This is a genomic window from Streptomyces sp. CB00316 (genome assembly GCF_001905595.1).
In the GTDB taxonomy this organism is placed as follows: domain Bacteria; phylum Actinomycetota; class Actinomycetes; order Streptomycetales; family Streptomycetaceae; genus Streptomyces.
The window spans coordinates 637,384-655,841 of sequence record NZ_LIXI01000004.1 but is presented as its reverse complement, the minus strand read 5'-3'; the positions used below and the strand labels follow the sequence as shown (position 1 = coordinate 655,841).

The 18,458-nt window shown below is 71.9% G+C and carries 17 protein-coding genes; 6 read left to right on the top strand and 11 right to left on the bottom strand.

Annotated features, from left to right (window positions below):
• The first annotated feature begins 6 nt into the window (after positions 1–6).
• Positions 7–795 carry a TetR/AcrR family transcriptional regulator gene (locus tag AMK21_RS14600; protein WP_073877969.1) on the top strand — a complete coding sequence of 263 codons (789 nt, stop codon included), beginning with the start codon at positions 7–9 and terminating at the stop codon, positions 793–795.
• Positions 796–834: 39 nt separating this feature from the next.
• Here the strand turns inward: AMK21_RS14600 and AMK21_RS14595 are convergent, their stop codons facing one another.
• The 3 genes from AMK21_RS14595 to AMK21_RS36050 form a co-directional block, all read right to left on the bottom strand.
• Positions 835–2,388 carry an ABC transporter substrate-binding protein gene (locus AMK21_RS14595; RefSeq protein ID WP_073877826.1) on the bottom strand — a complete coding sequence of 518 codons (1,554 nt, stop codon included), beginning with the start codon at positions 2,386–2,388 and terminating at the stop codon, positions 835–837.
• A 289-nt stretch (positions 2,389–2,677) separates the two neighbouring features.
• Positions 2,678–4,090, bottom strand: a complete 1,413-nt coding sequence (locus AMK21_RS14590) for a metallophosphoesterase (RefSeq protein WP_073877824.1) — start codon at positions 4,088–4,090, stop codon at positions 2,678–2,680.
• A 33-nt stretch (positions 4,091–4,123) separates the two neighbouring features.
• On the bottom strand, positions 4,124–4,369 hold the full coding sequence (locus AMK21_RS36050) for an SCO4848 family membrane protein (RefSeq protein ID WP_079181154.1): 246 nt from the start codon (positions 4,367–4,369) through the stop codon (positions 4,124–4,126).
• Positions 4,370–4,502: 133 nt separating this feature from the next.
• Between AMK21_RS36050 and AMK21_RS14580 the strand changes: the two genes are divergently transcribed.
• A complete protein-coding gene (locus AMK21_RS14580) occupies positions 4,503–5,771 on the top strand; it encodes a D-alanyl-D-alanine carboxypeptidase family protein (protein ID WP_234421933.1) in 1,269 nt (422 codons plus the stop codon).
• 28 nt (positions 5,772–5,799) lie between these two features.
• Here the strand turns inward: AMK21_RS14580 and AMK21_RS14575 are convergent, their stop codons facing one another.
• Positions 5,800–6,771: a YihY/virulence factor BrkB family protein gene (locus AMK21_RS14575; protein ID WP_073877822.1), complete on the bottom strand. Its 972-nt coding sequence runs from the start codon at positions 6,769–6,771 to the stop codon at positions 5,800–5,802.
• A 185-nt stretch (positions 6,772–6,956) separates the two neighbouring features.
• Here AMK21_RS14575 and AMK21_RS14570 point away from each other — a divergent pair, with 185 nt between their 5' ends.
• Both AMK21_RS14570 and AMK21_RS14565 read left to right on the top strand, forming a co-directional pair.
• A complete protein-coding gene (locus AMK21_RS14570; RefSeq protein WP_073877820.1) occupies positions 6,957–8,324 on the top strand; it encodes an FAD-binding protein in 1,368 nt (455 codons plus the stop codon).
• 45 nt (positions 8,325–8,369) lie between these two features.
• Positions 8,370–9,125, top strand: a complete 756-nt coding sequence (locus AMK21_RS14565) for a decaprenylphospho-beta-D-erythro-pentofuranosid-2-ulose 2-reductase (protein ID WP_073877818.1) — start codon at positions 8,370–8,372, stop codon at positions 9,123–9,125.
• Positions 9,126–9,141: 16 nt separating this feature from the next.
• Here the strand turns inward: AMK21_RS14565 and AMK21_RS14560 are convergent, their stop codons facing one another.
• Together AMK21_RS14560 and trpS are read right to left on the bottom strand one after the other, a co-directional pair.
• Positions 9,142–9,732 (bottom strand): 2'-5' RNA ligase family protein, encoded by a 591-nt coding sequence (locus AMK21_RS14560; protein WP_073877816.1) that lies wholly within the window; start codon positions 9,730–9,732, stop codon positions 9,142–9,144.
• 102 nt (positions 9,733–9,834) lie between these two features.
• Positions 9,835–10,827 (bottom strand): tryptophan--tRNA ligase, encoded by a 993-nt coding sequence (trpS, locus tag AMK21_RS14555; protein WP_073877967.1) that lies wholly within the window; start codon positions 10,825–10,827, stop codon positions 9,835–9,837.
• Between the two features lie 352 nt (positions 10,828–11,179).
• Between trpS and rocD the strand changes: the two genes are divergently transcribed.
• The gene (rocD, locus tag AMK21_RS14550) at positions 11,180–12,385 is read left to right on the top strand and encodes an ornithine--oxo-acid transaminase (RefSeq protein WP_073877814.1); all 1,206 of its coding nucleotides are present in this window, start codon (positions 11,180–11,182) and stop codon (positions 12,383–12,385) included.
• A 19-nt stretch (positions 12,386–12,404) separates the two neighbouring features.
• On the opposite strand, the gene AMK21_RS14545 is transcribed toward rocD, so the two are convergent.
• The 3 genes from AMK21_RS14545 to AMK21_RS14535 all read right to left on the bottom strand — a co-directional run bounded on the left by AMK21_RS14545 (position 12,405) and on the right by AMK21_RS14535 (position 15,402).
• Positions 12,405–13,592 carry a glutathionylspermidine synthase family protein gene (locus AMK21_RS14545; protein WP_073877812.1) on the bottom strand — a complete coding sequence of 396 codons (1,188 nt, stop codon included), beginning with the start codon at positions 13,590–13,592 and terminating at the stop codon, positions 12,405–12,407.
• A gap of 5 nt (positions 13,593–13,597) precedes the next feature.
• Complete coding sequence (locus AMK21_RS14540) at positions 13,598–13,915, bottom strand: hypothetical protein (protein ID WP_073877810.1); 318 nt, start codon at positions 13,913–13,915, stop codon at positions 13,598–13,600.
• 86 nt (positions 13,916–14,001) lie between these two features.
• Positions 14,002–15,402, bottom strand: coding sequence for a PLP-dependent aminotransferase family protein (locus AMK21_RS14535; RefSeq protein ID WP_073877808.1), 1,401 nt, complete (start codon positions 15,400–15,402; stop codon positions 14,002–14,004).
• Between the two features lie 47 nt (positions 15,403–15,449).
• Here AMK21_RS14535 and AMK21_RS14530 point away from each other — a divergent pair, with 47 nt between their 5' ends.
• Positions 15,450–15,974 (top strand): carboxymuconolactone decarboxylase family protein, encoded by a 525-nt coding sequence (locus AMK21_RS14530; protein WP_073877965.1) that lies wholly within the window; start codon positions 15,450–15,452, stop codon positions 15,972–15,974.
• A 138-nt stretch (positions 15,975–16,112) separates the two neighbouring features.
• Here the strand turns inward: AMK21_RS14530 and AMK21_RS14525 are convergent, their stop codons facing one another.
• On the bottom strand, positions 16,113–17,102 hold the full coding sequence (locus AMK21_RS14525) for a malate dehydrogenase (protein WP_073877806.1): 990 nt from the start codon (positions 17,100–17,102) through the stop codon (positions 16,113–16,115).
• A gap of 200 nt (positions 17,103–17,302) precedes the next feature.
• The gene (locus AMK21_RS14520; protein WP_073877804.1) at positions 17,303–18,445 is read right to left on the bottom strand and encodes a helix-turn-helix domain-containing protein; all 1,143 of its coding nucleotides are present in this window, start codon (positions 18,443–18,445) and stop codon (positions 17,303–17,305) included.
• Between the last annotated feature and the right edge of the window lie 13 nt (positions 18,446–18,458).

The following is an 18,458-nucleotide window of genomic DNA, read 5'->3' as shown; positions in this document are numbered from 1 at the left end:
GGGCCCGTGGTGAAGGAAGAGAAGAACGTGCGGGAGAATGGGGCCGCGAAGCCCGCCAAGGCAGGCAAGACCGGCCAGGCGGCCAGGGCCGTCCCCTCCGGCAAGGCCGCGAAGAGCGAACAGACCCGCACGCTGATTCTCGAGACGGCGCTCCGGCTCTTCGCCGAGCGGGGGTACGACCGGACGACGATGCGGGCGATCGCGCAGGAGGCGGGCGTCTCCACCGGGAACGCCTACTACTACTTCTCCTCCAAGGAGCACCTGGTCCAGGGCTTCTACGACCGCATCGCCGGTGAACACACGGCGGCGGTGCGGCCCGCCCTCGCGGACGAGGCGGAGCTGGCCGACCGGATCCGGGGGGTGCTGCTGGCCTGGCTGGACGTGGCGGAGCCGTACCACCGGTTCGCCGCCCAGTTCTTCAAGAACGCGGCCGACCCGGAGAGCCCGCTCTCCCCGTTCTCCGACGAGTCGGTGGCGGCCCGGGAGGCGGCGATCTCCATCCACCGGGAGACCCTCGCCGGTTCGAGCACCAGGAGCGATCCCGAACTGGCACCGCTGCTGCCCGAGTTGCTCTGGCTGATGCAGATGGGCCTGGTGCTGTTCTGGGTGTACGACCGCTCCCCGGGCGCGGAGCGCAGCCGGCGGCTCGTCGAGCGCACCGCGCCGATCGCCGCACGGGCGATCGGGCTCTCCCGCTTCCGGGTGCTGCGACCGCTCGTACGGCAGGTCCACGCGCTGCTGGTGGAGTTCATGCCGGGTGCCGCGGCCGGGACGGAGCACCGGGCGGGCGGCTGACCGGCTGTGTCCCGGCCGGGGAGGCCGGGACACGACCCGTCAGATCCAGCTGAGTTCCCACAGGCGCCAGAAGCCGGTGCCGTCGGAGAGGTACTGGGAGCCGGCGACGTCCGTCTTGGCGACGACGTAGTCCTTCTTCTGCCAGAGCGGCAGCAGCGGTACGTCCTCGCCGACCAGCTTCTGCATCTCCTTGAAGTCGTTGGAGGTGCGGCCGCGGTCGCTGAACTGCTGCGTGGCGGCGATCAGCTTGTCCATCTTCTTGCTGGAGTAGCCGCTGTGCAGGACGTTGCCGGTGCCGACGAGCGGCTGGCTGAAGGTGTCGGGGTCCGGGAAGTCGGGGAACCAGCCGACGGTGTACATGTCGTACTCACCAGCCGCGTAGCCCTTCTGGTACTTCGTCCACTCCACGGCCTTGACCGAGACCTTGAACAGCCCGTCCTTCTGCAGCTGGCGCCGGAGCTCGGCGGTCTCCTTGGTGTACATGTCGCCCTCGCGGTAGGCGAAGTCGACGGCGACCGGGATCTCGACGCCGGCCTCCTCCAGCAGCTGCCTGGCCCGCTTCGGGTCGGACGTGGGATAGGCGTCGAAGAAGGGGGTGCTGTGCCCGATGTAGCCGGTGGGGATCAGCGAGTACAGCGGCTCGACCGTGCCCTGGTAGACCTTGCTGACCAGCGGGCCCCGGTCCAGGAGCGCGGCGACGGCCTGGCGGACCTTCTTCTCGCCGAACGGCGAGTTCTCCCGGGTGTTGAAGATGATGTTGCGGATCTCGGCACTGGCCGCCTCGGTCACCCGCAGCTCCGGGTCGCCCTCGTCCAGCTCGGCGAGCTTGGAGGACGGCAGCTGGCGGTGGGCGATGTCCACCTCGCCGTTGTTCCAGGCGGTCAGCAGGTCCTCGGACGCCTTGAAGTAGCGGATGGTGACCGCTTCGCCGATCTTCTTGAGCGCGCCCTTGTACTTCAGGTTCGGCACCAGCTCGGCGCGGCTGTCCGGCGCGTACGACTTGAGGACGTACGGTCCGGAGCCGTCGACCTGGTTGCCCTTGCGGAGCTCGTCCTCGGGGTACTTGGTCGAGTCGACGATCGCCGCGGCGCCGGTGGCGAGCTTCTGCGGGAAGGTCGCGTCCTTGCCGGAGAGGTTGAAGGTGATCGTGCGGCCCTCGGTCGACACCGTGTCGAGCGTGGGGAAGAGGCCGGAGGGGCCGACGTCCGACTTGATCGCGAAGATCCGGTCGAAGGAGTGCTTCACGTCCTCGACGGTGATCTTCCGGCCGTTGGAGAAGACCAGGTCGTCCCGGAGCTTGCACTGGTACGTCTGGAGCTTCTGCCCGACGAACGCGCAGCTCTCCGCCGCGTCCGGCTCCGGCACGGTGGCCCCGGGCTTGAAGGTCATCAGCGACTGGTAGATGTTGCTGTAGATCGCCCAGGAGCCCGCGTCGTACGCACCGGCCGGGTCGAGGGAAGTCACGATGTCCGATGTCCCGACGGTGACCGCGTCGGTCTTCGCCTCCCCCGACGGAAGCAGTTGCCAGGCGCCGACGCCTGCGATGACCAAAACCGCGAGAATCGCGAGAATCCGTACCCGGACCGACCGCATTGCCGTGCTCTCCCTTACCAGCCCCACCACGGCAGTTGCGCTCAGACACGCACACTGCCGCACGTTCGCGCTTACCCAATCACACGATTTTCACATCTGGAAGAGTAAATGGGGCGCTCACAGCCTTTTGTTGGACACGTTCGACACAGCGTGTCCGAAAAGGCCGTTTCCCGCCTCCACCTGCGGATTTCCGTAGCTGTGCGTGACGTTACGGTGCAGTTTTGTTGAAGCTCGCATGATCGCAACCGCAACGCCCACCGAGGTGGGAGGCCGGGCTTCAGGCAGGGTTTCAGGCCTGGCGCGAGGCGAGTTCGACGACGGTGACGTCGGCCGGGGCGCCGACCCGTACCGGCGGTCCCCAGGCGCCCGCCCCGCGCGAGACGAACAGCTGCGTGTCGCCGTACCGTTCGAGCCCGGCGACGGTCGGGTTGGCCAGCTCGGCGAGGTAGTTCCCGGGCCAGAGCTGTCCGCCGTGGGTGTGGCCGGAGAGCTGGAGGTCGACGCCGTGCTCGACGGCGTCGTGGATGACGACGGGCTGGTGCGCTAGGAGGACGGCGGCGCGGCCGCGGTCCCGGTCGCCGAGCGCGCGGACGAAGTCGGGGCCCTGGCCCTCGGTCTCCCCCGCGATGTCGTTGACCCCGGCGAGGTCGAACCCACCCATCTCCACCCGGGCGTTCTCCAGCGGGAGCAGCCCCAGTTCGCGGACATGGTTCACCCACTGCTCCGCGCCGGAGAAGTACTCGTGGTTGCCGGTGACGAAGAAGCTGCCGTGCCGTGCCCGCAGCCCGGCCAGTGGTTCGGCGGCGGAGCCGAGGTCGGCCACGGAACCGTCGACGAGGTCACCGACGACGGCGACGAGGTCGGGCGAGGTGGAGTTGATCGTGTCGACGATGCGCCGGGTGTGGGCGCGGCCGAGGATCGGACCGATGTGGATGTCGCTGACGACGGCGATCCGGAAGCCGTGGGCGGCGCGGGGCAGTTTGGCGAGCGGCACGGTGACGCGCTGGACGCTCGGCCCGCGCAGGACGTTGGCGGTCCCGTACCCGACGGTGGCGAGCCCGGCGGCGGCAGCGGCGCCGCCGACGACCCGGGAGACGAAGAGGCGGCGGGAGGGGTGGGTGATGCCGGGGGCGGGGGCCGCCGGTCGTGCGTCCGCCGGTGCGGACGGGTCCGCCCGCTCCGTATCGCGTACCGCTTCCGGTCCCGGCTCGGCGGCCGGTGCGGTCGCCGGGGCCGGGTCGGCCGAGGTGGAGGGACAGGTCCGGCCCGCCGGGACGAGTTCCTCCGTACGGGGACGAGTTGCGCTCGCCGTCGCGGCGAGGGTTCCGTCCACCGCCGTTCCGGAGGTTCCGGTTCCGGCTGTGGCATGGGTCGCGGCCGCCGCGTCGCGCCGGGCGAGCACCCGGCCCAGGACCGGGCGGACGACCTCGCCCACCAGCAGGGCCAGCGTCAGGTACATCAGGCAGGCCAGCCACAGGAAGCCCGGCCAGGCCAGCGCCTGCTGGAGCCAGAAGGGCGCGCCGATCCGGCCGGAGGTCATGGCCCCGAGGCTCAGCAGGGGCAGCACGAAGGCGGCGACGGTGCCCACCGTGCGCAGCGTGCTGCCGGGTGCCGTCGTGTCCCCGACGAACCGGCGCCACACATAGCGGTGCACGCTCGCGAGCAGCGCCAGCACCACGAGCGCCACCAGGACGAAGACCACTGCTGCCATCCGCGCTTCCCTACATTCCTGTTCTCATACGCGCTCGTCGCGCAAAGCCCGGACACCACGCAACCCGATGGCGCCGACCACCGTCCCCAGAAGAAAGGACGTGATGGCGAGCAGCAGGTGCACCCAGAAGTACCCGGTCGGCTCACCCGCGTCGTCGAACGCGAGCCCGCTGCCGTCCTGCCACAGGTTCTTGACGAAAGTGATCCAGATGAACCAGCTCCACACCCCGAAGACGAGCAGGAACCAGGAGACGGGGCGGCTGAGCTTCATGGGTCCAGTATCGCCGCCGTCCTCCGGGTCCCTCGTCCGGGGTGGCGTCCGAAAGGGGCAGTCCCGGCCGTCCCTCCGGCGGGTCAGCCGGTCCGGGTCCTCATCCACATCTTCGCCCTGTACGTTTTCGACCGTGCCTGCTCTGAAAAAGATCACTCTGACGGTCACCGCCGCCGCCGTGCTGTCCAGTCTTGTCCTCGCCCCCGCGTCGGCGGCCGAGAAGGACAAGGAGAAGGACAAGCAGCCCCAGCCGAACCACGTGATGTCGAGCGTAGGGGGCGAGCAGCTCTCCAAGGTCGGCACCCAGGTCAACCTCGGCCCGGGCGCCCCGGTGCTGCCCAAGGGGCTGACCGGCCGGTCGTGGATCGTCGCGGACGCGGAGAGCGGGCAGGTGCTGGCGGCGCACAACTCGCACTGGCGGCTGCCGCCGGCCTCCACCATGAAGATGTTGTTCGCGGACACCCTCCTTCCCGCTCTCCAGCCGGCGACGCTGACGCACACGGTGAAGGACAGCGACCTGGCGCGGCTCGGTGAGGGCAGCAGTCTGGTGGGCGTCAAGGAGGACCACACGTACACGGTCCACGACCTGTGGCTCGGGGTCTTCCTGCGCTCGGGCAACGACGCGGTGCACGTACTGGCCGAGATGTACGGCGGTATGCCGCAGACAATCGCCGCGATGCAGAAGCACGCCGAGGAGCTCCAGGCGCTGGACACGACGGTGGTCTCGCCGGACGGGTACGACGCGCCGGGCCAGGTCTCCAGCGCCTACGACCTGACGCTGATCGCCCGCAGCGGCATGCAGAAGAAGGACTTCCGCGAGTACGCGGCGACGGCCTCGGCCGACTTCCCCGGTGAGAAGAAGAAGAAGGGGAAGAAGCGCGAGACCTTCGAGATCCAGAACACCAACCGGCTGATCACCGGGGACAACGGCGTCGACCCCTACAAGGGCATCGCGGGCGTCAAGAACGGCTACACCACCCACGCGGGCAACACCTTCACCGGTGTCGCCGAACGCGACGGGCGGGTGCTGCTGGTCACCGTCATGAACCCGTCGGCGGACGAGAGCCACGCCGTCTACAAGGAGGCCGCCCACCTGCTGGACTGGGGCTTCGCCGCGAGCGGCAAGGTCCGGCCGGTCGGCGAGCTGGTGCCGCCGAAGTCCGTGGACACCGGCGCGGGCACCGTCTCCGGCGGCAAGGGCGCGCAGCCGGCCGCCGGGGCGGACCAGGGCTCGGGCGGCCAGGCGAAGGCCGCGAACGCGGCGGCCGCGCGGGGCTCCGGCGGGGTCGGGGTCGCGCTGGCGATCGTCGGCGGGGTACTGGTGGCCCTGGCCGCCGCGGTGTTCCTGGTGAACCGCCGCTGGCCGCTGCCGGGGCTGGGCCGCCGCGCGCCGCAGGACTGACTCAGGGGGCTCCTGGCTCAGGGCCGGCTCAGGAGGCTCGGGTGGAGCCGCGGGCCTCTGCGGCCTCCGGCTCCGCCTTCTCCGCGTTCTCCGCCTTCTCGTCCTCCGGCTCCGCCTTCTCGTCCTCGTCCCCTTCGCCCAGCTCTTCCTCCTTGGACCCGGTCGCGGTCCAGGCGGCGCAGAACAGCAGCAGCTTGGCGGAGAGGTTGATCCACAGGAGCAGCGCGATCGGCACGCCGAACGCGCCGTACATGCTCTTGCCCGCGACCCCCTTCATGTAGCTGCCGAGCAGCAGCTTGAGCAGCTCGAAGCCGACCGCGCCGATCAGGGCCGCGACCACGAGCCGGCGCCGGGGCGGCTCCACGCCGGGCAGCAGCGTCAGCAGATAGAGGATCAGCAGGAAGTCGGCGAGGACCGCCACCACGAGGGCGGCCACCTGGAGCAGGATGCCGCCCACGCCGCCGTGGGAGATGCCCAGTTGGTCGGCGGTCCAGCCGACGGCCGTCGTCCCGACGGTGGAGACCGCCAGGGTGGCGAGCGCCGCTCCCCCGAGGCCGACCAGCAGCACGGCGTCCTTGAGCTTGGCGACGACCGGGTTGGCCTCCTGGACGTCGTCCAGCTCCCAGACCGCGCGCAGGCACTCCCGCATCGAGCCGATCCAGCCGACACCCGTGAACAGCAGCAGCGCACCGGCCACCAGACCGACCGTGCCCGCGTTGGCGACCAGGGTGTCGATGCCGAGCTGGTCCGAGATGCCCGGCACCTGCTCGGCGATCTTGTCCTTGATGGTGTCGAGCTGCTTGTCGCTCAGCAGCGCGGCCGCGATCGCCGCGCCGACCGCGATCAGCGGGAAGAGCGCCAGGAAGCTGATGAAGGTGATCGCGGCGGCGAGCCTGGCCCAGTGGACCTTCTCCAGCCGCTGGTAGGAGCGCCAGGCGTGCGTCTCCATCAGCCGGGAGACGAGCGGCCCGACGACGGGGAGCTTCTTGAGCCAGTCCATGGAGCTACGCGTACCCTTTCGGGCCCGAAAGACCGCGGGCCGCACCGAGCACTCTTCCGGACGCGTCCGGAAGGTCTACCGCTCCTCCCGGTGACACGCGTTCCATCACCCATTCCGGTGAGTGGTGTAACAAAGGTGACGAATGGGTTTTCCCGGACGACCGGCCCGGGGCTACGGTCACGGGCATGTCCGTCGACACGGTGTCCTTGACCGGCTGGGGCCGCACCGCCCCGACCACCGCCGTACGGTTTCGCCCCCGTACGTACGAGGAAGCGGCTGCCGTGGTCCGGGGCCGCGGGCCCCGGGGCGCCCTGGCCCGGGGGCTCGGGCGGGCGCCCGGTGACGCGGCACAGAACGCGGGCGGCTCGGTGCTCGACATGACGGGCCTGGACCGGGTCCGCGCCCTGGACGAGGAGGCGGCGACGGTCCGCTGCGACGCGGGGGTGACCCTGGACCGACTGCTGCGGATCCTGCTGTCGCGCGGCCTGTTCCTGCCGGTCGTGCCCGGGTCCGGACGGATCACGGTGGGCGGCGCGATCGGTTCCGACGTGCACGGCCTGGACCACCCGGGGGCCGGTTCACTCGCCCGGCACGTGGACGGGCTGGAGCTCCTCACCGCCGACGGCGAGGTGCGCACGGTGACGCCCGGCACCGCCCTCTTCGACGCGACCACCGGCGGCCTGGGGCTGACCGGGGTGATCCTCTCCGCCACCCTCCGGCTGAAGCGCGTGGTCACCCCGCTGGTCTCCGTCTCCACCGAGCGCGCCACGGGCCTGGACGATCTGCTGGCTCGATTCACGGCCGGTCGCGGCGGCCCCGGCGACCCGCTGCCGTACGCCTCCGCCTGGATCGACCTCCTCGCCCGGGGCCGGGCGACCGGACGCGGAGTCCTGACCCGAGGGGAGCACGCGCCCCCTTCTGTGCTACCCGCGCACGCCCGGCGCACGATGCGCGCCCCGCGCACGGTTCAGCCGGACCGCCACCCCATCGGGCCGCTCCTCCCCGGCGGCCTGCTGGGGCGGACCGCCGCCGCCCTCCTCAACGAGGTCCGCTACCGGAGTGCGCCCCGCTCCCGGACCGGCGAGCTCCGCACCACCGCCGCCTTCTTCCACCCCCTGGACGCCCTCCCCGACGCGAACCGGCTGTACGGCCGCGCCGGGCTCGTGCGCTACCGGTTCACGGTCGGGTACGGGCAGGAGGAGGCGCTGCACCGCGTCGTGCGGCGGATCTCGGCGCGGCGCTGCCCCGCGTTCCGGGCCGAACTCCAGCGGTTCGGCGCCGCGGGCACGGGCCTGCTGTCGTTCCCGGCGCCCGGCTGGACGCTCGCCCTCGACCTGCCCGCCGCCCTGCCCGGCCTCGCCCGCTTCCTGGACGGGCTCGACGACGAGGTGGCGGCCGCCGGGGGCCGGGTCTGCCTTGCGCAGGACTCGCGGATGCGGCCGGAGACGGCGGCCGCGATGTACCCGGGGCTCGGTGCGTTCCGGGAGCTGCGGGCGGAGCTGGACCCGACCGGGGCGTTCCGCTCGGACCTGGCCCGCCGGCTCGCCCTGTGACGTACCTGCATCACCGCTCCCCCACCCCCCGAACAGGAGTGTTCCGTGAAGGACGCCTTCGGTGCCCCGCAGTCCCTGCTCGTCCTCGGCGGCACCTCCGAGATCGCGCTGGCCACCGCGCGCCGCCTGATCTCGCTGCGCACCCGCCGGGTCTGGCTGGCGGGGCGCCCCTCCCCCGCCCTGGACGCGGCCGCCGTCGAGCTGCGCGACCGGGGCGCCGACGTCCGTACGGTCGCCTTCGACGCGCTGGACCCCGGCGCGCACGAGGAGGTGCTGGGCAAGGTCTTCGCGGAGGGCGACATCGATGTGGTGCTGATGGCGTTCGGGATCGCCGGGGACCAGGCACGTGACGAGGAGGAGCCGCTGGCCGCCGTCCGGGTCGCCCAGACCAACTACACCGGGGCGGTCTCCGCCGGTCTGGTGTGCGCCGGCGCACTCCAGGCGCAGGGGCACGGTTCTCTGGTGGTGCTGTCCTCGGTGGCCGGGGAGCGCGCCCGGCGGGCCGACTTCATCTTCGGCTCCAGCAAGGCGGGGCTTGACGCCTTCGCCCAGGGGCTCGGGGACGCGCTCCAGGGGACCGGCGTACAGGTGATGGTCGTGCGCCCCGGCGCCGTACGGACACGGGCCGGGGCCGGGCGGCCGGAGGAGCCGCTCTCCACCACCCCGGAGGCGGTCGCCGGGGCGATCGTGACGGGGCTGCGGCGGCGCTCGGAGACGGTGTGGGTGCCCGGTTCGCTGCGAGTGGTGATGTCGGCGCTGCGGCACGCGCCGCGCCCGCTGTTCCGCCGGCTGCCGATGTGATCACCGGCAGCCGGGGTCAGGGGCGCAGGGACGGCGCGTCGACCGAGTAGCCGCCCTGGGCCGGGACGGCGGGGGTGCCGCCGCCGGCCCCGAACGGGAAGTCCCGGATCTTGCGCCAGACGGCGTCCGCGCCCTGTTCGTACAGGGCGAAGGAGCCGCAGGTCCAGGCCGCCTCGTAGTCGGCGAGCTCGGCGTACGCCCGGTCCATCGCCTCTTCGGGGATGCCGTGCGCCACGGTGACGTGCGGGTGGTAGGGGAACTGGAGCTCGCGCACCAGCGGTCCCGAGGCGTCCCGGACCCGCTTCTGGAGCCAGGAGCAGGCCGAGGCGCCCTCCACGACCTGGACGAAGACCACCGGGGAGAGCGGCCGGAATGTGCCGGTGCCGGAGAGCCGCATCGGGAAGGGGCGCCCGGCGGTGGCGATCTTGTCGAGGTGCGCCTCGATCGCCGGCAGGTCGGCCGCCTCCGCCTCGGTCGGCGGCATGAGGGTGACATGGGTGGGAATGCCGTACGCGGCAGGATCCCCGAAGCTCGCGCGCCGCTCCTGGAGCAGGCTGCCGTAGGGCTCCGGGACCGCGATCGAAACGCCGAGCGTTACGGTCCCCACGTCGTTCTCCTCAATCGTCGATGGTCGGTTTCCGGCCTTGCGCCGCGACCTGCCGCCGCAAGTGTGGCCCCTGGGACCCTGATCTCGCCAGAGTCCTTGGACTCAGTGCTTCGCGGGCAGGAAGCCCATCCGGTCGTACGTCTGCGCCAGGGTCTCGGCGGCGACGGCCCTGGCCTTCTCCGCGCCCTTGGCCAGGATGGAGTCCAGCGTCTCCGGGTCGTCCAGATATTCCTGGGTGCGGAGCTGGAAGGGAGTGACGAATTCCACCATGGCCTCGGACAGGTCGCTCTTCAGCGCCCCGTACCCCTTGCCCTCGTACTTCCGTTCCAGATCCTCGATCGTGCTGCCGGAGAGGGTGGAGAGGATCGTGAGCAGGTTGCTGACGCCCGGCTTCTTCTCCTCGTCGAAGCGGATCACCGTGTCGGTGTCCGTGACCGCGCTCCTGACCTTCTTGGCCGTGGCCTTCGGGTCGTCGAGGAGGTTGATGAGGCCCTTCGGCGTGGAGGCCGACTTGCTCATCTTGACCGCCGGGTCCTGGAGGTCGTAGATCTTCGCCGTCTCCTTGAGGATGTACGGCGCCGGGATGGTGAACGTCTGCCCGAACCGGCCGTTGAACCGCTCCGCGAGGTCGCGGGTCAGCTCGATGTGCTGGCGCTGGTCCTCGCCCACCGGGACCTGGTCGGCCTGGTAGAGCAGGATGTCGGCGACCTGGAGGACCGGGTAGGTGAAGAGGCCGACGGTGGCGCGGTCGGCGCCCTGCTTGGCGGACTTGTCCTTGAACTGCGTCATCCGGGAGGCCTCGCCGAAGCCGGTGAGGCAGTTCATCACCCAGCCGAGCTGGGCGTGCTCGGGCACATGGCTCTGGACGAAGAGCGTGCACCGCTCCGGGTCCAGGCCGGCCGCGAGCAGCTGCGCCACGGCGAGCCGGGTGTTGGCCCGCAGCTCGGCGGGGTCCTGCGGCACCGTGATCGCGTGCAGGTCCACGACCATGTAGAAGGCGTCGTGGGTCTCCTGCAGCGCCACCCACTGGCGCACCGCGCCCAGGTAGTTGCCGAGGTGGAACGAGCCTGCGGTGGGCTGGATCCCGGAGAGCACACGGGGGCGGGCGGGCACGTTGGTGCGGCCCGTCTGCGGCTGGTCGGTGGAGAGCGCGGGGCGATCAGAGGCCATGGGCCCATTGTCTCAGGTGCGGGGGCGATCCCCGGCAGCCGGTGCGGGGCGCAGCGGGGGCGCACCCGCTCGGGTGCCGGTCCGCTCACGCCCCGGGAGCGCGGAGCTGAGACGAAGCGCACATTCCGGCCGCCGGGGCGCGCGGGCGGGCGCGGGGGGCACGGGAGGTGCGCGCGGGCGGGCGCGCCGGAGAGTGCAGGTTTCCCTGCGCCGGATGCGACCGACGATACAAAGTGGGCACCACCCCCGCCCACGCCGTACGACGAACGGAGCTCCCGTGTCCGCCACGGAAACTGCCATCGCCTCCGCCGAGGCGCACAGCGCGCACAACTACCACCCGTTGCCGGTCGTCGTGGCCTCGGCTGAGGGTGCCTGGATGACCGATGTCGAGGGGCGCCGCTACCTCGATCTGCTCGCCGGGTACTCGGCGCTCAACTTCGGTCACGGCAACCGCCGTCTGATCGACGCGGCCAAGGCCCAGCTGGAGCGGGTGACGCTGACCTCCCGGGCCTTCCACCACGACCGGTTCGCCGACTTCTGTACGGAGCTGGCCGAGCTCTGTTCCATGGAGATGGTGCTCCCGATGAACACCGGGGCGGAGGCCGTGGAGACGGCGGTGAAGACCGCCCGGAAGTGGGGCTACCGGGTCAAGGGCGTCCCGGACGGGATGGCGAAGATCATCGTGGCCTCGGACAACTTCCACGGCCGCACGACGACGATCATCAGCTTCTCCACGGACCCGGAGGCGAGGGCCGACTACGGTCCGTACACCCCGGGGTTCGAGATCGTGCCGTACGGGGATCTCACCGCGCTCCGGGAGGCGATGACGGAGAACACCGTGGCGGTGCTGATCGAGCCGATCCAGGGCGAGGCCGGGGTACTGGTGCCGCCGGCCGGCTATCTGCCCGGGGTGCGGGAGCTGACGCGCGAGCGGAACGTGCTCTTCATCGCGGACGAGATCCAGTCGGGTCTGGGGCGTACCGGCAAGACGTTCGCGCTGGAGCACGAGGGCGTGGTGCCGGACATGTACGTGCTGGGCAAGGCGCTGGGAGGCGGGGTGGTGCCGGTGTCGGCCGTCGTCTCCTCGGCGGACATCCTCGGGGTCTTCAAGCCCGGCGAGCACGGCTCCACCTTCGGCGGGAACCCGCTGGCGTGCGCGGTGGCGCTGGAGGTGATCGCGATGCTGCGGACCGGCGAGTACCAGGAGCGGGCCGCCGAGCTGGGTGACCATCTGCACCGGGAGCTGGGGCTGCTGACCGGGGGCGGCGCGGTCGAGACCGTACGCGGCCGGGGGCTGTGGGCGGGCGTCGACATCGCGCCCGCCCTCGGCACCGGCCGGGAGATCTCCGAGCGGCTGATGGAGGAGCGGGTGCTGGTGAAGGACACCCATGGCTCCACGATCCGGATCGCGCCGCCGCTGGTGATCAGCAAGGAGGACCTGGACTGGGGGCTCGACCGGCTGCGGACGGTGCTCAGCGCCTGAGAGCCATGGGCAAAGGGCGTCAGAGGATGACGTGGGGCAGGAAGCGGGCGTACTCGTCCGTGACCGGCCCCGCCGATTCCCGGATGCCGAGCCCGGCCGCCTCGTCCTCCACCACCCACGCCCCGAGCACCACCCGGTTGCCGTCGACGTCGGGCAGCGGCGCCAGCTCCTGGTAGCAGCACGGCTCCTCCCGCAGGACGGCCGGGGAGCCGGGCCCGTACAGGTCGACCCCGGCTCCCTCGCGGCCGAGCAGCGGCTTGGAGACGTACCCCGCCCCGCCGGGCCCGGCCAGCTCGCGGGGGCCGTCGAGGTAGGCGGGCAGCAGGTTCGGGTGGCCCGGGTACAGCTCCCAAAGGATCGCGAGCAGCGCCTTGTTGGAGAGCAGCATCTTCCAGGCGGGCTCGATCCAGCAGGTGGTGCCGGAGCCGCCGCCGTTGTCGAGGGTGTCCAGCACCTGCGGCCCGAAGCGGTCCGTGGTCAGCCACTCCCACGGGTAGAGCTTGAAGCAGCTGCGCAGGAAGCGCAGCCGGTCGTCGACGAACCGCCCGCTCAGCCGGTCCCAGCCGATGTCCTCCACGGAGAGCGCGTGTGTTTCGAGACCGGCCTGGTCGGCGGTCTCGCGCAGATACGCGACCGTCATCAGGTCCTCGCCGGCCTCGTCGCCGTCCGAGTGCGCGAAGTGCAGCGGGCCCGGCGGAAGCAGGTGGGCCTGCCGCTTCCAGGCGTCGACGAGCCGCTCGTGCAGCGAGTTCCACTGGTCGGCGCCGGGGAACCGCTCCTCCATCCAGAACCACTGCGGGCTGGCCGCCTCCACCAGCGAGGTCGGGGTGTCGGCGTTGTACTCCAGCATCTTCGCCGGGCCGCTACCGTCGTAGCGCAGGTCGAACCGCCCGTACAGGGAAGGCAGTTCGTCGCGGCGGCGCCAGGACTCGGTGACCAGGGAGACCAGTCGCGGATCGGTGATGCCGAGGTCGGTGAAGCGATCCCGCTCCACGATGTGCGCGGCGGCGGCCAGGCACATCGTGTGCAGCTCCTCGACGGTCTCCTCCAGCGCCTCGACCTCGGGCAGCGAGAAGACGTAGTAGGCGCTCTCGTCCCAGTAGGGGCGCAGCGAACCGTCCGGGTAGCGGGTGAGCGGGTAGACGAGCCCCTGGGACTCGACGGTCTCCTGCCAGCCGGGACGCGGCTCGATGGTGCGGCGCTCCACCGCGCTCAGCCCCCGCCGGACCTGGTGCAGCCGAAGCCGCCCCGGTCGACCGCCGACTTGTCGAAGCTGCCCCCCTGGACCTTGCCGTCGTAACCGCTGGTGCTGCCGCCGTAGTAGTACGAGCCCCGGCCGCCGCTTCCGCCGGAGCCGCCCGCGCCGCCACTGCCGCCGCCGCCCCGGCACTCGTAACTGGGCAGGGTTTCGCGGGTCGTCCGGTCGGCGCACCGCCGGTCCGGTTCCGATCCGCAGGATGTGATCGTCAGGGCGAGCAGCCCCATGCCGCCGAGCACGACCGTGCTCGACCTCAACCTTCGCTTGGCCATGTTCAGTTCTCCCCCGTGCGTCGTACGCCGTACTGCTTGTCAGAATAGTTGTACGGTGCGCCGGTTCGGAAGCCGGAGGGGAACCTCTACGGCAGCACCCTGCACAGCGCGTCCAGCGCGCCCGCCCAGCCGCTCTCCGACGGTGAGCCGTAGCCGATCACCAGCGCGTCGCGGCCGACCGGGGCGTCGGGGTGCCGGTAGGCGGCGAGGCCCTCCAGCCGCAGGCCCTGGAAGGCAGCCGCCTGGATCACCGAACGCTCGGTGCCCGGGGGGAGTTCGAGGACCGCGTGCAGCCCGGCCGCGATGCCGCTGACCTCGGTGCCCGGCGCGCGTTCGGCGAGAGCCGTGACGAGCTGGTCGCGGCGGCGCCGGTAGCGCAGCCGCATGGACCGCACATGCCGGTCGTACGCTCCCGAGGCGATGAACTCCGCGAGCGTCAGCTGGTCGAGGGTGCCGGACATCCGGTCCGACGGGCCCTTCGCCGCCACGACCTCCGCCACCAGGCCCCGGGGCAGCACCATCCAGCCCAGGCGCAGGGCGGGGGCGAGAGACTTGGAGGCGGTGCCGAGGTACACGACCCGTTCCGGGTCCAGTCCCTGGAGGGCGCCCACGGGCTGCCGGTCGTACCGGAACTCCCCGTCGTAGTCGTCCTCCAGGATCAGGCCCCCGCTGGAGCGGGCCCAGTCGACGGCGGCGGCGCGCCGGTCCGGGTGCAGGGGTATGCCGGTGGGGAACTGGTGCGCCGGGGTCAGCAGGACCGCCCCCGTACCGCGCAGCGCGGCCAGCTCCCCGGTCCGCGAGCCGAGGTGGTCCAGCTCCAGGCAGGGGGTGGCGAGACCGGTGCCGGTGATGAGGTCACGGTGCAGGTCGAGCCCGTACGACTCGACGGCGAGCTCCCGCACCCGGCGACCGCGCAGGACCGTGCCCGTCAGCATCAGCCCGTGGACGAAGCCGGAGCAGATCACGATACGTTCCGGGTCGGCGTAGACCCCGCGCGAGCGGGCCAGGTACTCGGCCAGCACCGTGCGCAGTTCGACGCGCCCGCGCGGGTCGCCGTAGTCGAACACCTCGTCGGGCGCGGCGGTGAGCGCCTTGCGGGACGCCCGGAGCCAGGCGGTGCGAGGGAAGGACGACACGTCCGGGGAGCCCGCCTTCAGGCTGTGGCCGGTACGCGGCCGGGCCGGCCCGGCGTGGGCCGCCACCGGGTCCGCCCGGCGTGGCGCGGACCGCTGCGCGACCCGGGTCCCCGAGCCCTGGCGGGCGGTGAGCCAGCCCTCGGCGACGAGTTCGGCGTAGGCGTCGGCGACGGTGTTGCGGGCGACGCCCAGGTCGGCGGCGAGCGCCCGGGAGGACGGAAGCCGGGTACCGGGGGCCAGCCGCCCGCTGCGCACCGCCTCCCGCAGGGACTCCATCAGTCCGCTCCGCAGCCCCGTACCCGCGAGCTCCAGGTGGAGGTCGGTGCCGAAAGTGGCCCAGGAATCCGTCACGGGAATGGACCATACCCGTGCTCCACCGGGCCCGTAGCGTCGATGCCATGACGACGACACCCGCACAGCCCGCCCACACCCATACCAGCACGCCGTACGCCCTCGAGCACCCGGCCCGCATGTCCTGGGCCCAGTTGGCCCCCGAGGTCTACAAGGCGATGCTCCGCCTCGACGCCGCCGCCCGGAAGGGGCTCGACCCGCTGCTGCTGGAGCTGGTGAAGGTCCGGGCCTCGCAGCTCAACCGGTGCGCACTCTGCCTGGACATGCACTCCAAGGACGCCCTCGCGGCAGGTGAGAGCGTCGAGCGGATCATCCAGCTGAGCGCCTGGGACGAGTCGCGCCACTTCTACACGGAGAAGGAGATCGCGGCGATCGAGCTGACCGAGGCCATCACCGTCCTGACCGACGGTTTCGTCCCGGGCGACGTGTACACGCGCGCCGTCGAGCACTTCGAGGAGGCCGAACTGGCCCAGCTGATCGCCGCGATCACGGTGATCAACGCCTGGAACCGCTTCGGGGTCGCCACCCGCCAGGTCCCCGGCCACTACACGCCCGGCGACCTCAAGCACTGACCCACCACGCCGCCTTTCCCGGGAGCCGCGTGACCGACCGGCCCGGGTCGCGTCACTACGGGGCAGGGTGGGGAAGGACGGGCGCCCCCGGCAGCGTGGGTGCTGCCGGGGGCGCCCGGTGTGGTGCGGGGGTACGGATCAGATGAGGCCGAGCTCGCGGACCGCGTCGCGCTCCTCGGTGAGCTCCTTGACCGACGCGTCGATGCGCGTACGGGAGAACTCGTTGATGTCCAGACCCTGGACGATCTCGTACTTCCCGTCCTTCGTGGTGACCGGGAAGGAGGAGATGATGCCCTCGGGGACGCCGTAGGAGCCGTCCGACGGGATACCCATGGAGGTCCAGTCGCCCTCGGCGGTGCCGTTGACCCAGGTGTGGACGTGGTCGATGGCGGCGTTGGCGGCCGAGGCGGCCGAGGACGCGCCACGGGCCTCGATGATCGCGGCGCCGCGCTTGGCGACGGTCGGGATGAAGGTGTCGGCGAGCCACGCCTCGTCGTTGACGACCTCGGCGGCGTTCTTGCCGGCGATCTCCGCGTGGAAGATGTCCGGGTACTGGGTGGCCGAGTGGTTGCCCCAGATCGTCAGCTTCTTGATGTCGGATACGGCGGCACCGGTCTTGGCGGCCAGCTGCGAGATCGCGCGGTTGTGGTCGAGGCGGGTCATCGCGGTGAATCGCTCGGCCGGTACGTCCGGGGCGGCGGCCTGCGCGATGAGCGCGTTGGTGTTGGCCGGGTTGCCGACGACGAGGACCTTGATGTCGTCCGCGGCGTTGTCGTTGATGGCCTTGCCCTGCGGCTTGAAGATGCCGCCGTTGGCGGCGAGCAGGTCGCCGCGCTCCATGCCCTTGGTACGCGGGCGGGCGCCGACGAGCAGGGCCACGTTCGCACCGGCGAAGCCGACGTTCGGGTCGTCGGTGATCTCGATGCCGCGCAGCAGCGGGAAAGCGCAGTCGTCGAGCTCCATCGCGGTGCCCTCGGCGGCCTTGAGGCCCTGCGGGATCTCCAGGAGGCGCAGGTTGACCGGCACGTCCGGGCCGAGCAGGTGGCCGGAGGCGATGCGGAAGAGCAGCGCGTAGCCGATCTGGCCGGCAGCGCCGGTCACGGTGACATTCACGGGAGTGCGGGTCATGGCGGTCTCCGTTAGACAGCTGGCGGTGGGGGTCCCGGCCCCTGGTGCCGGACCCTGGTGCGGGAGACCCCTTCGCGCCCCGACGAATCTTGACGTGAAGAGATATCCGGCGGCCAGGCTATCGGACCCGGGCGGGGTGGGCCGCCCGGCCCCCCGTGGCGCCGCGCGCAGCCGGTCACGCACCGCATGCGGACCACTTCTTACGTGGTGCAGCCCTTCGTGCCGGCGGTGAGCGTCGCGCAGGCCTTCGCGTCGGCGGCCTTCTTCACCGCGACCATCGGTGTGTAAGCCTCCGCGACCGTGACCTCGCCGTTCTGCGCGGCCGCCGCCGCGCCGCCGGTGATCGTCACGGTGTCGCCGGTCCCCGCCTCGGTGAGCCGGGCCCAGGCGGCGGAGCAGACCTCGCTGTACCGGACCTCGACGCGGGCGGCGCCGACCTGGGCGGTGGAGACCGTACGGGCATGGTCGCCGCCGCACCCCATCTCGTCGGGGTTCCGCCCGGCGCAGTCGGCACCCTGGCACTCGACGCCTGCGGGCGGTTCGGGGGCGGGCTCCGCGGTCGTGGGGGCGGTCGTGGGCGCGGCGGTCGGGGGCAGGATGGCCTTGGCGGGCTCGTCGCCGCTGGGCGCGAGCATCACCGCGCCGACGATCACGATCACCGCTCCGGCCGCACCGACGGCGAGCGGAATCGCCTTGCTGCGGCCGCCGGTGGCCCGGCCGGGCGCGCCGGCGCCGAGCTGGGCGTCCACCCGCCGTCCGCCCTGCCGCTGCTGCGGGACCGGGGGGACGGTTCCGCGCTGGGTGGGGACGAAGGGGGCGCGGACGTCGGTACGGTGGGGGTCGGTGCCGTACGCGTCGGTGCCGTGGCCCTGCCGGCGGTCGGCGTCCGGGCCGTAGCCGTCCGGTCCGTGACCGCCGCCTGCTCCGGTCGCGGCGGAACCGGCCGCGCCGTGGCGGCCGTCGGCGGACCGGCCCGGGCCGTTCCTGTCGCCGCCCGCCGGGTCGGTCGCGCCGAGCGCCTCGCGCGCCTGGGTGATGCGGATGGCCTCGATCGTCCTGTCGTGGCGCATCTCGGCCCGGCTCCAGGCGCGCTCGGCCAGCTCCCACATGGTCGTGAGGTGGTGCTGCGGGGTGCTCGTCACATCGGCGAGGGCCATGACGGCGCGGCGCGGGGGGAGGAGCCGGCCGTCGAGGTACCGCTCCCAGGACATCTCGCTGAATCCCGTGCGGTCCGCCACCGCGTTGATGTTCAGCCCGCTGCGGTCCACGAGCCCGCGCAGCCTGCTCGCGAACTCCCTGATCTGCGGGTCGAGCTCTTCGGGCAGTGCCTTCCAACGAGGCATTGCATTTCCCCTT